We start from the raw sequence: 13,275 nt of genomic DNA on the forward strand, positions 1-13,275 counted from the left end.
TTGTCCATCTATTCAGCAACTACCATCAATTTCATCACATCTGTGTACTTCATCATTGACCTTACCCTAAGGGTAACCTTTATAGTTACCTTGAAAACCTAAAGGTAAGCTATGACAAACACATTCCGAAAAACTTGGATTATTGTTTTCAGCATCATTGCGATGTTGATGTCTAGCTATGCCTCAAGCTCCTCAGCCTTGATGACTGAAGTAATGATGATGGAAATGGGGTCGAGCAAATCGGCTTGTTACCACAGCGGTACTTCGGTTAATGATTCAATGGCAGGGTGTCATGTGATGAGTGAAAAAGTACACGCTGAAGACTCTAACATGAGTGCCCATGCTTTGATGGCTCAATACGATATGTCTTCAATGAGCGGAGACGGCAGTTCGATGATGGGTAACCATTGTTCGAGTGCCGATTGCTGTGCCTCAATGTGTTCTGCAAGTCCCTATCCAATTCAGGCTGTTCAAGCCGTTGATCAACTTTCCTTTTCATTAGCTCGTTTTCAATCGGTCACGATTGGCCAGAAAGTCGCACGTGCTCAATCTTTGTTACGCCCGCCCACTGCATAAATCTATATCTAAAAATACAGCTCTATCAGTTAGCTAAATCTGATAAGTCATTCTTTTTTATGCGCTAATTAGCGCTAGATATGGACATTCATTGTGAATATGAAACCAACAACCTCTGTGTTTGTCATGAACACGAGCTTAGTGGTTGCTGCTGCCTTGCCTATGGCCTTGTTTTCAAGTGCTACGCTCGCGGCTACCACTGCGTCAGCTTCAAATGCTCAAGATATTTCAGCACATGACCAAGCAAGTTCGACGCAGCAACTCAATACACTGATTGAGATTGCTTTAAGCGAAGATGGAAATCGCAAACAGTACTTTGCTCAGTCTCAAGCGATGCGAGAAACGGGCATTGCCAACGCGACCTTAATGGACCCGAAATTAAAAGTTGGATTTGGCGGTTTGCCTGTCGATAGCTTTCAATTCGACGAAGACCCGATGACTAATATATCGGTAGGGTTGATGCAGCAGTTTGAGCGTGGCGATACGCTTAACCTCCAACAGAAAAAGGCAGGCCAACAGGCTGATGCTTTAGCTTTGCAGGTGCAAGCAAGAGAATTGACGGTTGCGAATAGCATGACGCAGCTTTGGCTTGAATTGGGTTACCAGAAAGTCGCAGAAGGTGTTATGCGTGAAAATCGTCGTTTGTTGCTTGAGCTTGAAAATTATGTACAAACCAATTACTCGATTGGTAAAAGTGAAGCACAAGATCTGCTTAATGCTCAGCTTCAAGTGAGCAAGCTTGATGAGAAACTTCAGGCAAACCAACAGGTTCAACGACGTTTAATCTCTCAGCTTTCTGAATGGTTGGGTTCTGATTGGCTAGGCTCTCAGGTTCTTGATTCTCAGGGCACATTGAATGCAACTAACCAAATCGATTGGTCATTGTTAGAAAGCAAATTAGCGACCAATACCGATTCAACCAAGCACTACCAGCTACTGACTGACCATCCTTTGGTTAAGATCTCCGATGTCAGTATTTCCTCCAATCAAACTCAGGTTGAGTTAGCCGAGCAAGCTTATACCCCGCAGTTTGGGGTAGAAGTGATGTATGCGTACCGCCAAGCCAATAACATGGCGGGTGAACCTGCTTCTGATTTGGTGAGTGCTTATCTGACAGTCGACATTCCGCTGTTTACGGGGAATCGACAAGATAAAAACTTATCGGCTGCTCAGTATCAAGTTGGTGCGGCTAAATCTCAAAAAGACACCTTACTTTCCCAAATGAACGCGCAAGTGAACGCATTGCTGGTGGACAGATCAAATCTTATCCAGCGATTAGATCGCTATCAAACGTCCTTGCTTCCTCAAACCGCAGCCCGAATCAGCGCGGTTGAAAGGGGTTATCAAAACAATACCGCTCAGTTTAACGATGTCATTTTAACAACGACCGATGAGCTGGCGCTTAAGTTAGAGCAACAACGTTTGATCACCGATCTCAATATCGTTAACAGCAAACTGGCGGCGTTAATCAGTGGTTTTGAATACCAAGTAAACCAACCACAACTCAACTCAAGCGCAACTAAACACACAGCCAATCAATAAGGGAATAGACAATGAATACAGTAAAAGTAGCAACAATCGCTTTATTGGTCGGTGGTGCATTGGGGTTTGGTGTGAATCACTTTGTCGTTGGGTCAGCACATAACATGTCAGCAATGGCAACGAGTACAGACGCCGAAGTAAGTAAACAAACCAAGGATGAGCCTCTGTACTGGGTGGCTCCGATGGACCCAAATTATCAGCGAGACAAACCGGGGCAGTCACCAATGGGGATGGATTTAATTCCTGTTTATGCGGATGACTCAAGTGCGGGACCAGACAAGGCGGGAACTGTGTTTATCGACCCGTCGGTAGAAAATAATCTTGGTGTCAAAACAGCAACAGTTAACTTTGAAGCGTTGTCTCCTCGGATTGAAACCGTGGGTTATGTGGCGTTTGATGAAAGTACATTGTGGCAAACCAACGTAAGAGCAGCTGGCTGGGTTGAGAAGCTCTATATCAACGCAGTGGGTGAGAAGGTAAACAAAGGTGATGTGCTTTTCACACTCTATTCTCCAGAGCTTGTTAAAGCACAAGAAGAGTTGATCAGTGCTTATAAAACGGGTCGTAAAGGTTTGATCAAGGGCTCGACTGAACGCTTGATTACCTTGGGTGTTGATAAGACGCAAATCCGCGCTATTACGCGACAAGGCAAAGCTTCGCAAACCATTAAAATTAAAGCGCCAGCCGATGGTGTCATTGCAAGTCTGAATATTCGAGAAGGTGGTTACCTTTCACCAGAACAAGCGGTGATCAGTGCAGGCCCACTAGGGGAAGTATGGGTTGATGCCGAAGTGTTTGAGCGCCAAGCGCACTGGATCTCATCAGGCAGCAATGCGGTGATGACTCTAGATGCGATTCCCGGCAAAGAGTGGTTAGGTAATGTCGATTACGTTTACCCAATCCTTGACCCAAAAACTCGAACTTTGCGCGTTCGTTTGAAGTTCTCCAATCCCCACGGCGAGCTAAAGCCAAATATGTTTGCCAATATTGCGCTGAAACCCATTAGTGATGAAGCCGTTCTTACTATCCCAAGATCTTCGGTGATTCACTCCGGTGGTATGACTCGAGTGGTAATGTCAGAAGGTTCTGGAAAGTATCGTTCTGCTCGTATTGAGGTTGGTCGTGAAGCTGGCGAAAAAATAGAGGTGCTTCAAGGGCTGGAGCAAGGCAAAAACATTGTCACTTCTGCGCACTTCATGTTGGATTCTGAATCTAGCCAATCAGCTGATCTGTCGCGCATCAATGGTGTTGAGGAAGATGCTGAAACTGTATGGGCAAACGGTGAAATTTCCGATGTTATGCAAGGCAGTCGCATGGTGACGATTAACCATCAGCCTGTTCCAGAATGGGATTGGCCGGGCATGGTGATGAACTTCACCTTTGCGGAAGGCTTGGACATGAGTGACGTGCAGCGTGGTAAGGCAATTGATTTTGAGATGAGAAAGACAGAGTCAGGGCAGTACGAGGTTGTTGATTACAAGGTCAACAAACACAAGATCGCTGGCGAAGTTTGGGTAACAGGTGACATCACTATGTTGATGGCAGATTTTGGCATGATCACCGTAAATCACAAGCCAGTGCCTGACTGGAATTGGAAGGCGGGTGAAATGAACTTCCAAGTAAGTGATGACCTTGATTTATCCGAGTTTACCGAGGGTCAAAGCATTCGGTTTCTAGTGGCGAAGCAAGGTTCTGATTATGTGCTCAAATCTCTTGAACCGACGAATAGCACGGGTGAGGGCGAACTATGATCAATGCAATCATTCGTTGGTCCATCAGTAACCGATTCTTGGTTCTGGTTGCCACGGTCGCCATCGTATTTGGCGGCTTATACAGCGTTAAAAATACGCCCGTCGATGCTATCCCAGATCTTTCTGATGTCCAGGTGATCATCAAAACCAGCTATCCGGGGCAAGCGCCTCAAGTAGTCGAAGATCAGGTGACCTATCCGCTCACAACGGCGATGTTAGCCGTTCCGGGTGCAGAAACGGTTCGTGGCTACTCGTTCTTTGGTGATTCCTATGTCTATATCATCTTCAATGACGATACCGATATGTACTGGGCGCGTTCACGAGTGTTGGAGTACTTAAGCCAAGTTGCACCTAACTTGCCATCGAGTGCGAAGCCAACACTAGGACCAGATGCAACTGGTGTAGGCTGGGTTTACAGCTATGTACTGCAAGACAAAACCGGTAAGCACGACTTAGCAGAGCTTCGTAGTCTGCAAGATTGGTTCTTGAAATACGAGCTGCAAACCGTAGAAGGCGTGTCTGAAGTGGCGACCGTTGGCGGCATGGTGAAGCAGTACCAAGTACAGATTGATCCTGCCAAGTTACGTGCTTACGACCTAACGCTTCAGCAAGTCAACAAGGCAATCCAAGATGGTAATCAAGAAACCGGTGCGTCAGTGGTTGAGATTGCGGAAGCCGAGCACATGGTTCGTACAACCGGCTACCTCACAAGCATCGAAGACATTCAATCTCTGCCGTTGAAAGTGACCGACAAAGGTACTTCGCTGCTATTAGGTGACATTGCTGACATCAACCTTGGACCACAAATGCGTCGTGGTATCTCTGAGCTGAATGGTGAAGGTGAAGCCGTTGGCGGCGTAATCGTGATGCGCTTTGGTGAAAATGCCAGTGAAGTGATCGACTCGGTTAAATCCAAACTCGCTGAACTACAAGCGGGCTTACCTGATGGTGTCGAGATTGTCGCGACTTATGACCGTTCGACTTTGATTGATTCAGCCGTTGAAAACCTTTGGAAGAAGCTGGCTGAAGAGTTCATCGTGGTCGCCGTCGTGTGTGCGCTGTTCTTGTTCCATATCCGCTCATCACTGGTTATCGCGCTAAGTTTGCCTGTCGGTATCTTAGGCGCATTCATCGTTATGCATTGGCAGGGTATTAACGCCAACATTATGTCTCTTGGCGGGATCGCGATTGCGATTGGCGCCATGGTGGATGGTGCCATAGTGATGATTGAGAACGTTCATAAACACATTGAACGGACTCCGCTCACTGACAAAAACCGTTGGCAAGTGATTGGTAAGGCAGCAGAAGAAGTTGGCGCGCCGCTGTTCTTCTCTCTGATTATCATTACCTTGAGCTTTGTGCCTGTGTTCGCGCTAGAAGGGCAAGAAGGCAAGATGTTCTCGCCACTTGCGTTTACCAAGACGTATGCGATGGCTGCAGCAGCCGGTTTGGCAATCACGCTGGTGCCTGTGTTAATAGGCTACTTTATTCGTGGCAACGTGTTACCTGAAAACAAGAATCCAGTTAACCGCAGTTTAGTGGCGATGTACAAGCCGCTTCTAAACCTCAGCTTAAAATATCCAAAGATGATGATTGTTATCGCACTTGGCTTAATGGCGTCTGCCTATTACCCAACCAGCAAGCTTGGTAGTGAGTTCATTCCTCCTTTGGACGAAGGGGATTTGATGTACATGCCAACCACGTATCCGGGTATCTCAATAGGTAAGGCTCGTGAGTTGTTGCAACAAACCAACAAGCTCATCAAAAACATTCCAGAAGTCGAAACCACATGGGGCAAAATTGGTCGAGCAGAGACGGCAACCGATCCTGCACCGTTAACCATGATTGAAACCGTGATTCAGCTTAAACCGCGAGATGAGTGGCGTGACGGCGTCACTACGGAGTCGCTGCGTAAAGAGTTTGATGATCTGATTCAGTTCCCCGGTTTAACCAATGCTTGGGTTATGCCAATCAAAACCCGTATCGACATGTTAGCGACTGGTATTAAAACCCCCATTGGTATCAAAATCGCAGGCCCGGATCTGAGCGTGATTGAAGATATTGGTTCGCAACTTGAACCTATCTTGAATGGTGTCAGTGGTACGGCTTCTGTGTATGCCGAACGTGTGGCTGGTGGTCGTTATGTGACGATAGACATCAAACGTCGCTCGGCTGCGCGATATGGCTTGAGCATTAAAGAAGTGCAACAGGTTATTTCGACTGCGGTTGGTGGCATGAATGTGGGCGAAACCGTTGAGGGGCTAGAACGTTACCCAATCAATGTCCGCTATCCACAAAGCTATCGTGACTCTGTCGTTAAGTTGCAGAACCTGCCGTTAGTGACACCAAACGGTGCGCGAATTGCTCTCTCTGATGTTGCTGATATTCGTTATGAAGATGGCCCACCGATGATCAAAACGGAGAACGCACGCCCTAACGGTTGGGTGTTCGTGGACATTGATGGTCGTGATTTAGGTTCTTACGTGGCTGAAGCGCAAAAAGTCGTTGCCGAACAAGTTGTATTACCGGCGGGTTACTCGCTCGCTTGGTCTGGTCAATACGAATACATGGAGCGTGCGAAGGAGCGTTTGAGTGTCGTTGTGCCGATCACCATCGCCATCATCATGTTGTTGCTCTACCTAAGCTTCCGCCGCGTCGGTGAAGTGATGATGATCATGGCAACACTTCCTTTGGCTATGGTGGGCGGACTGTGGTTGATGCATTTCCTAAATTACAACTTCTCGATTGCGGTGGGTGTTGGCTTTATTGCACTTGCAGGCGTTGCGGTCGAGATAGGCGTGATCATGTTGGTTTATCTCAACCAAGCGTGGCACTACAAAAAGCTCGATGCAGAACAAAACCAACAAACGCTTCAACAAGCTGATCTAACCGATGCCATTAGAGAAGGCGCAGGACTGCGTGTGCGCCCTGTGATGATGACGGTTCTTACGGTGATCATTGGTCTCATTCCAATTATGTATGGCGAGGGTACGGGCTCGGAAGTGATGCAACGAATTGCCGCGCCGATGATAGGCGGAATGGCTTCTGCGCTGTTGCTTACCCTACTGGTGTTGCCTGCAATCTTTAAGCTCTGGAAACAGCGTGAGATTACGCACAGCCAAAGCGAGACAAACAAATAAATAACTGAATTAATCTAAGGAACGATCATGAAAAAGACACTAATTGCTATAGCTCTAACACTGACTACAGCAACCGCGTTTGCTGCAATGGACCATTCAGCTGGTGACCAATCAAATATGGATCAATCAGGTATGGATCATTCGATGATGAAGAGCGGAAAGATGGACCATTCAAAGATGATGAATATGGATGGAATGATGGACATGGAAGGTATGTCAGAAGTTGGGATGCCAGCTAAAGGCGCGAAGCCCGATAAAGTGGTTCATGTGCTGCTAAGTGATGATATGAAAATCACATTTAAAAACAAGGTCGGTATAGAGCCAAATGACGTAGTGCAGTTTGTTGTGATGAATACCGGCAAGATTGATCACGAATTCTCGATTGGCTCTGCTTCAGAGCAATTGGAGCATCGTGAAATGATGAAAAATATGGGGAATCACGCTCATGATTCGGGCAGTACAGTCACAGTTAAGTCGGGCAAAGCGAAGCAGATGCTGTGGCATTTCCACGGTGATAATCAAGTCGAATTTGCCTGCAATATTCCAGGACATGCGGAAGCGGGCATGGTGAAGTCGATAACGCTTTAGGCATTATCTAATAGAGCTAGAAATAGCTGCTAGAAAAGTACTAAAACAGAAAGCTAAAAGATAAGTCTTAGCTCATCACGCTAGTTGAGACTTATCTTTCTTGGCCACTACTGTAATAGGATCGATGTTTCCAGTAAGTGGTGTGCTTCACCACTGAGGTGTGGTAGCTCTGACATGATCTTCTTAAGCTTGTCGTCGATCGATTCCACTTCATTCAAAGAACGAAACGCAAGCACGGCCTGTTCTGGTTCGCTGCTCACATAACCTTTCAACGTATTAAGCTGAATTTTGTTCGCATTTTCGACTTTTGACAGTGCGATATTGATTGCTTCTATGTTTATTGTTAACGCATTGTTTTTAAACATTTTTAATTATTTTTGGTTGTTGCTAATGCGCGCACATTAACACAACTGCTTTTTTGGATATTGACCAAGATTACTAAACCCGCACTTTTATGAAATCTGATTTTAATTGAGAAGCACTAGCACAATATTGTTTTGGCTATCCATGCAATTGATTCATGAGCTTGTTCCTTAGTGTTAAACATCACAAGAAATCATAATATTTATTTTTACGAGTCCATTTTTTGCGAATGTTAACGCTCTATTATTGAATCTATTTCGCTAGTTTCTTTGGATATATGAAACATCTCTAAGGAATAATGATGCAAAAAGGAACGTTATCTCTCGCGATTATCATGATTTTATCTTCTGGAGCTATTCACGCAGAAGAGCAGATTAGAAATAGTCACTTTAAAGGCAATATGGATGGTTGGTGGAATGCTGGCGCCAACATAGCTACAGAAAGTAATGAAGCGTGTATTGATATTAAAAACCCAGGAAAAAATTCTTGGGATATCATTTTAGGCCATAGCGGTATTGGCTTAGAGCAAGGTCAGAAATATCAGGTATCGTTCGATGCATATGCGAATATTGATACTGAGATGAAAGCCTTGATCCAACATGAAGGGCCTCCTTATACGCATTATTTTCTAAGTGACGTGGGTATATCAACAGACAAGCAAAGCTATACGTTTGATTTTGTACACGAACTTGATAGTGACGCCGATACAGAATTCCAGTTTCAATTAGGCGCACAGAAGGAAGGTATCATCTGTGTAGACAATGTTTCTGTCGTAGGTAAGCCATTTGTAAAAGTGGCGACTAAGATGCCTATTCGAGCCAATCAAGTTGGCTTCTTACCTCAATCCGATAAATTTATCTTCGTTGAAAATACGTCGACGACACCTTTGAAATGGACATTAATATCTCATTCCGGGATCAGCCTTGATCTTGGTAAAACTGAAGTATTCGGCCTGAATAAAGCGTCGGGTGAGCACATTCACCGAGTTAATCTTTCAAACTATACAGACACAATGAAAGGCTTAACGATCGAAGTCGGCGATGATGTCAGTTATCCGTTCGATATTCGAAACGATGTTTATAGTAAGTTGAAGCTCGATGCTTTGTCTTACTTCTATCAAAATCGCAGCGGCATTGAAATAAAGCCAGAGTTTGTTCAACGTGAGGATCTTGCGAGGCCCGGGGGTCACATGTCCGATACTGCAACATGTTTTGATAAAGTCGATAGTTGGGGAAATAAATGGCCTGGCTGCGATCTGACGATTGATGCGACCGGTGGCTGGTACGATGCAGGCGATCATGGTAAATATACGGTGAACAGTGGCATCTCAACATGGACACTCTTGAACCTATTTGAGCGAGGGAAGTTCTTAGAGAACAAATCACTTCCTTTTTCAGAGAGCAAAGTAAAAATCCCTGAAGCAACCAATGGCGTTAACCCGTTGTTGTCTGAAGCTCGCTGGAACATAGAGTTCATGTTAGCGATGCAAGTTGATTCTGACACGCCTATCGCCGTTCCTGTTGGTAATCAGTCTGCGAGTAAAAACCTCAAACTTACCGAAATTAACGCGAGAGGGTTGGCTTTTCACAAGATCGCGGATGAGTCTTGGACAGGCATGCCATTACCGCCACACAAAGATACTCAGAAACGCTATGTTGGTTATCCGACGACAGCGGCCTCATTGAATTTGGCCGCCATTGGTGCTCAGTGTGCACGTATTTGGAAAGATATCGACAGTGATTTCTCGCAGTTATGTTTGGATTCAGCGACCAAAGCGTGGAACGCCGCAAATCAACATCAAGATATCTATGCTTACGACAACTTCACGGGGTCAGGGCCGTATGATGATATCGAATTGAGTGATGAGCGATACTGGGCTGCGGCCGAGCTCTTTATCACAACCAATGATGAGGCTTATAAAGAGGTATTGGTTGATTCGCGACACTATCTTGAAGTGCCTAAAGGTAATATCAATGCCGATGGTGACATGTATTGGCAGTATATAGCGCCTGCGGGCACCGTGAGTTTAGCCGTGGTACCTAACTCATTGGACAACCAAGTTATTGAACAAGCACGTAAGAACATCATTAAAACGGCAGAATCTTATACTAAGCAAGTTGCCAATGAAGGCTACAACATCCCTTATACAGTCGAAGAGTATTCCTGGGGCTCAAACTCCAACCTTGTAAACCGAAGTATTTTTTTGATTTACGCTCACGATTTTTCTAATGATGTTCGATACATCAAAGCGGCGGCTAGTGCGATGGATTATATCCTCGGAGGTAACCCGATGAATATCTCTTATGTTACTGGTTATGGAACGAAACCTGCTGAGAATCCTCATCATCGATTCTGGGCTTACGCTGCTGATGAAAGTTCACCAAAACCAGCGCCGGGTGCGTTAATTGGAGGCCCAAATTCGGTAAGTTTTAGTGATCCTATTGCCGCTGTGATGAAAGGTAAGTGTGTTGGACAAACGTGTTACAGCGATAATATTGGAGCTTGGACGTTGAACGAGATAACCATCAACTGGAATGCGCCGCTAGTATGGGTTACTTCTGCTTTAGATGAAGGGCAGCTTGATTGAGGTAATCAATTAAATTAAGAATATTCAAAGAGTAATACCATTTGGTATTGCTCTTTTTCAATACAAAGAATCACACAATGAAGTGCGCAGTTTTAATTGTTTTAGGTTTTGAAGCTAAGAGGAGATGCTGAATCTAAAGGGATCGTGTAACTAAAGAGATTTGTAACTAAACAGAAGTTGGAGCGTGCAGCGGGAATCGAACCCGCATCATCAGCTTGGAAGGCTGAGGTAATAGCCATTATACGATGCACGCACACTGTCTTAAGAGTAAGACTTAGGCATCAAGAAGACTGGAGCGTACAGCGGGAATCGAACCCGCATCATCAGCTTGGAAGGCTGAGGTAATAGCCATTATACGATGTACGCACATCGTCTTAACGAGTTTGATAATGCCACATCTAACTGAAAACGAAACCTTTTTCTTTCATTTTTATTCTAAGTGCTCGCATAACCACCACTCCGCTAGTTTTTCAATCATATCTGGCGTTCTGAGAGTGAATAAAATGTGACTAAAATCTCGTTAAGCAGGAGGCTCTCAAATAACCGTTATCTAGATAACCATTATTTGTAATAGGGAAGCGTTTCATTCGATTCGATAAAGTTACATTGGTGGCCATTTATATCCCAAATAGGTCCAAAGTAAGAGCAAAGTTCGAGGTTACGTGTGTTAACACAAATTGATTCTAAACCGAATTTTCGAGTATTTTAATAACAGTGTGGATGCATAGTTTTAACTTTCGAACGATGCGTTATATTCATTAAACTAATTACAAATAAGTGGAGTTATCGATGCTTCTAAGTCTTTGACGAAAAAAGTAACGAATTTAGTTGATAATTCACGCAAAAGTCTCGTCATTCCGTCTATCGTTTGGTACATTTGCCGCACATTTTGTCTCGCCTCAAATACCCATGCCTTCTCAGTACCGAATTAACAAAATTGTTGAAATTGGTGATACTCTTCACCGCAGTGGTTGTGCTCCGTATAAGCTTGAAAAATATACACAATTCTATGCAAAAAAGCACGGCGTTGATGTAATGATTCAAGCGACGCCAACCGCGATCAATTATCAATTCCCAGACGATAACAACGCCGTAATTCTTAAGCGTCTAAAGCCAGCTTCAATTAATCTGAGTTTGTTGGCCAATACCATCATTCGTATTAATCAGCCTAGTAGCGAACCAGTCCCAGAGCCTGTCGGTTACTCTAAATTTGTGACTGCACTTGCCAATATGGGGATTCCACCTGCGTATTTAATGCTAGTTGGCAGTACGCTGGAAGCGGTCGGTTTCTCTGCGTTGTTGGGTTTAATGGTTTGGGTCTGTCAGCAAGTTCTTCATTCACGTCGTGCTATCGCGGTTGAGTTCATCTCAGCTTTGTTAACGGGTATCTTCGTGGCTTTTTTAGCGAGTACAGGGCTACCAATACCTGTTTGGGCGTTGTGTATTGCCTCTATCGTCTTGTTTGTCCCCGGTTTATCTATAGCCAACGCTTTAGAGTGTTTGGCCTTTAATGATTTAGTTTCAGGTACTAGTTTGCTCGGCCAGAGTGCCTTAACCCTAATCAAATTGTTTGTTGGGATTATCATGGGTCTCAATATTGGTGAAGCGATATGGGGACAAGCGGTCTCTATTGACTATATCAATGCAGTGCCCACGTGGATGCATATATCGGGTTTAGTGCTGATCTCTGTGTCTATCGGGGTAATGTTCAATGCGCGCCCTAAAGACATTTTGCTTGGCTTGCCAGTTGCGGTTCTTGGCATGTGGGGGCCGTTCTACCTTGGTTTTGATAGTGGTTGGGTTGTGGGTACTTGGGTAACCACGGTTCTTATTACTTTGTACGGAACTTGGATTGCTAAAAAGATGGAGCTCACCGGCTCTATTTACATCGTGCAGGGTATCATCATCTTGGTTCCGGGTAGCCGAGTATTGGTGAGTGCGAGTCAATCTGTGTTTGAGCAATCAATCTTGCCGATCCCGAGTATCGGTTTATCGGCGCTGTTTATGTTCTCCGCGATTGTGGCAGGACAAATCACGGCGTATTCGATCTACTCACCAAAAGTAGAGCGTTAATCTGACTAGCTTACAACTGTCGCTCAGGCACACTCGATTCATAAACAAACACAGCTTAGCGGCTGTGTTTGTCCGTTTCAGAGCCGCTCTTTTCCGACGTTAGGTTTATCTTGAGATAATTTGTTAGGTTTGTGCTCGCTAAGCCTAGCAAGAGTCATTAAAATGGACGTAAATTCTATTTAAATTAAGTATTAACGTATGTCTTTACCTCCTTGTCCGCAATGCCAATCTGAATATGTCTATCCAGACCAAAACAACCTAATCTGCCCTGAGTGTGCCTATGAATGGAACCCAGAAGAGGAGCGTTTAGAAAGAGAAGCCGCGCGTGTAAAGGACGTGAATGGTGTTGTATTAGACACTGGCGATAAAGTTACCTTCATTAAAGATCTAAAAATTAAAGGCAGTTCTTCTGTACTGAAAATAGGCACTAAAGCGGTAATCAGACGAATTAGTGAAGGCAAAGATCATCAGTTAGATTGCAAGCTGGATGGTGGCGGTGAAATGCTCGTTACGGCGAAATACGTTAAGAAACAATAGCGGCCAATGGTATTGGTCTATCATTACCGTTCAATAATTCTGACTGGGACATTGTCGTAAATCTTCAATGAATTTACGTCGCTTCTTGGCATATTGGTTCGCAGTTTAAACAATATTA

The 13,275-nt window shown here is 44.7% G+C and carries 9 protein-coding genes and 2 tRNA genes; 8 read left to right on the forward strand and 3 right to left on the reverse strand.

Annotation, left to right across the window (positions count from 1 at the left end):
* The first annotated feature begins 111 nt into the window (after nucleotides 1-111).
* The 5 genes from SJY39_RS17725 (at nucleotide 112) to SJY39_RS17745 (ending at nucleotide 7,597) form a co-directional block, all read left to right on the forward strand.
* Nucleotides 112-576 carry a hypothetical protein gene (locus SJY39_RS17725; RefSeq protein ID WP_016799591.1) on the forward strand — a complete coding sequence of 155 codons (465 nt, stop codon included), beginning with the start codon at nucleotides 112-114 and terminating at the stop codon, nucleotides 574-576.
* A gap of 99 nt (nucleotides 577-675) precedes the next feature.
* Nucleotides 676-2,118 carry a TolC family protein gene (locus tag SJY39_RS17730; RefSeq protein WP_016768149.1) on the forward strand — a complete coding sequence of 481 codons (1,443 nt, stop codon included), beginning with the start codon at nucleotides 676-678 and terminating at the stop codon, nucleotides 2,116-2,118.
* 11 nt (nucleotides 2,119-2,129) lie between these two features.
* On the forward strand, nucleotides 2,130-3,869 hold the full coding sequence (locus SJY39_RS17735; protein ID WP_010430328.1) for an efflux RND transporter periplasmic adaptor subunit: 1,740 nt from the start codon (nucleotides 2,130-2,132) through the stop codon (nucleotides 3,867-3,869).
* Nucleotides 3,866-7,009 (forward strand): efflux RND transporter permease subunit, encoded by a 3,144-nt coding sequence (locus SJY39_RS17740; protein WP_016799590.1) that lies wholly within the window; start codon nucleotides 3,866-3,868, stop codon nucleotides 7,007-7,009. The genes SJY39_RS17735 and SJY39_RS17740 overlap by 4 nt, the downstream gene beginning before the upstream one ends.
* 27 nt (nucleotides 7,010-7,036) lie before the next feature.
* Entirely contained in the window at nucleotides 7,037-7,597 is a 561-nt protein-coding gene (locus tag SJY39_RS17745) for a cupredoxin family protein (protein ID WP_016799589.1), read from the forward strand.
* Between the two features lie 107 nt (nucleotides 7,598-7,704).
* Here the strand turns inward: SJY39_RS17745 and SJY39_RS17750 are convergent, their stop codons facing one another.
* Nucleotides 7,705-7,962: a hypothetical protein gene (locus SJY39_RS17750; RefSeq protein WP_010430319.1), complete on the reverse strand. Its 258-nt coding sequence runs from the start codon at nucleotides 7,960-7,962 to the stop codon at nucleotides 7,705-7,707.
* Between the two features lie 299 nt (nucleotides 7,963-8,261).
* Here SJY39_RS17750 and SJY39_RS17755 point away from each other — a divergent pair, with 299 nt between their 5' ends.
* A complete protein-coding gene (locus SJY39_RS17755) occupies nucleotides 8,262-10,547 on the forward strand; it encodes a glycoside hydrolase family 9 protein (RefSeq protein ID WP_016768146.1) in 2,286 nt (761 codons plus the stop codon).
* 178 nt (nucleotides 10,548-10,725) lie between these two features.
* Here the strand turns inward: SJY39_RS17755 and SJY39_RS17760 are convergent.
* A tRNA-Gly gene (locus tag SJY39_RS17760) sits at nucleotides 10,726-10,800 on the reverse strand.
* A 38-nt stretch (nucleotides 10,801-10,838) separates the two neighbouring features.
* Nucleotides 10,839-10,913, reverse strand: a tRNA-Gly gene (locus SJY39_RS17765).
* Nucleotides 10,914-11,456: 543 nt separating this feature from the next.
* Here SJY39_RS17765 and SJY39_RS17770 point away from each other — a divergent pair.
* Both SJY39_RS17770 and SJY39_RS17775 read left to right on the forward strand, forming a co-directional pair.
* The gene (locus SJY39_RS17770) at nucleotides 11,457-12,620 is read left to right on the forward strand and encodes a threonine/serine exporter family protein (RefSeq protein WP_010430301.1); all 1,164 of its coding nucleotides are present in this window, start codon (nucleotides 11,457-11,459) and stop codon (nucleotides 12,618-12,620) included.
* A 198-nt stretch (nucleotides 12,621-12,818) separates the two neighbouring features.
* Nucleotides 12,819-13,157, forward strand: coding sequence for a zinc ribbon domain-containing protein YjdM (locus SJY39_RS17775; RefSeq protein ID WP_010430297.1), 339 nt, complete (start codon nucleotides 12,819-12,821; stop codon nucleotides 13,155-13,157).
* The last annotated feature ends 118 nt before the right edge of the window (nucleotides 13,158-13,275 follow it).

Source organism: Vibrio sp. R78045 (genome assembly GCF_042466085.1).
GTDB lineage: Bacteria > Pseudomonadota > Gammaproteobacteria > Enterobacterales > Vibrionaceae > Vibrio > Vibrio cyclitrophicus.

What these genes read in the sequence shown, in the direction of transcription:
- SJY39_RS17725 (WP_016799591.1), top strand. Translation starts at nt 112, where the DNA reads ATGACAAACACATTCCGAAAAACTTGGATTATTGTTTTCAGCATCATT.
- SJY39_RS17730 (WP_016768149.1), top strand. Translation starts at nt 676, where the DNA reads ATGAAACCAACAACCTCTGTGTTTGTCATGAACACGAGCTTAGTGGTT.
- SJY39_RS17740 (WP_016799590.1), top strand. Translation starts at nt 3,866, where the DNA reads ATGATCAATGCAATCATTCGTTGGTCCATCAGTAACCGATTCTTGGTT.
- SJY39_RS17755 (WP_016768146.1), top strand. Translation starts at nt 8,262, where the DNA reads ATGCAAAAAGGAACGTTATCTCTCGCGATTATCATGATTTTATCTTCT.
- SJY39_RS17745 (WP_016799589.1), top strand. Translation starts at nt 7,037, where the DNA reads ATGAAAAAGACACTAATTGCTATAGCTCTAACACTGACTACAGCAACC.
- SJY39_RS17775 (WP_010430297.1), top strand. Translation starts at nt 12,819, where the DNA reads ATGTCTTTACCTCCTTGTCCGCAATGCCAATCTGAATATGTCTATCCA.
- SJY39_RS17750 (WP_010430319.1), bottom strand. Translation starts at nt 7,962, where the DNA reads ATGTTTAAAAACAATGCGTTAACAATAAACATAGAAGCAATCAATATC.
- SJY39_RS17735 (WP_010430328.1), top strand. Translation starts at nt 2,130, where the DNA reads ATGAATACAGTAAAAGTAGCAACAATCGCTTTATTGGTCGGTGGTGCA.
- SJY39_RS17770 (WP_010430301.1), top strand. Translation starts at nt 11,457, where the DNA reads ATGCCTTCTCAGTACCGAATTAACAAAATTGTTGAAATTGGTGATACT.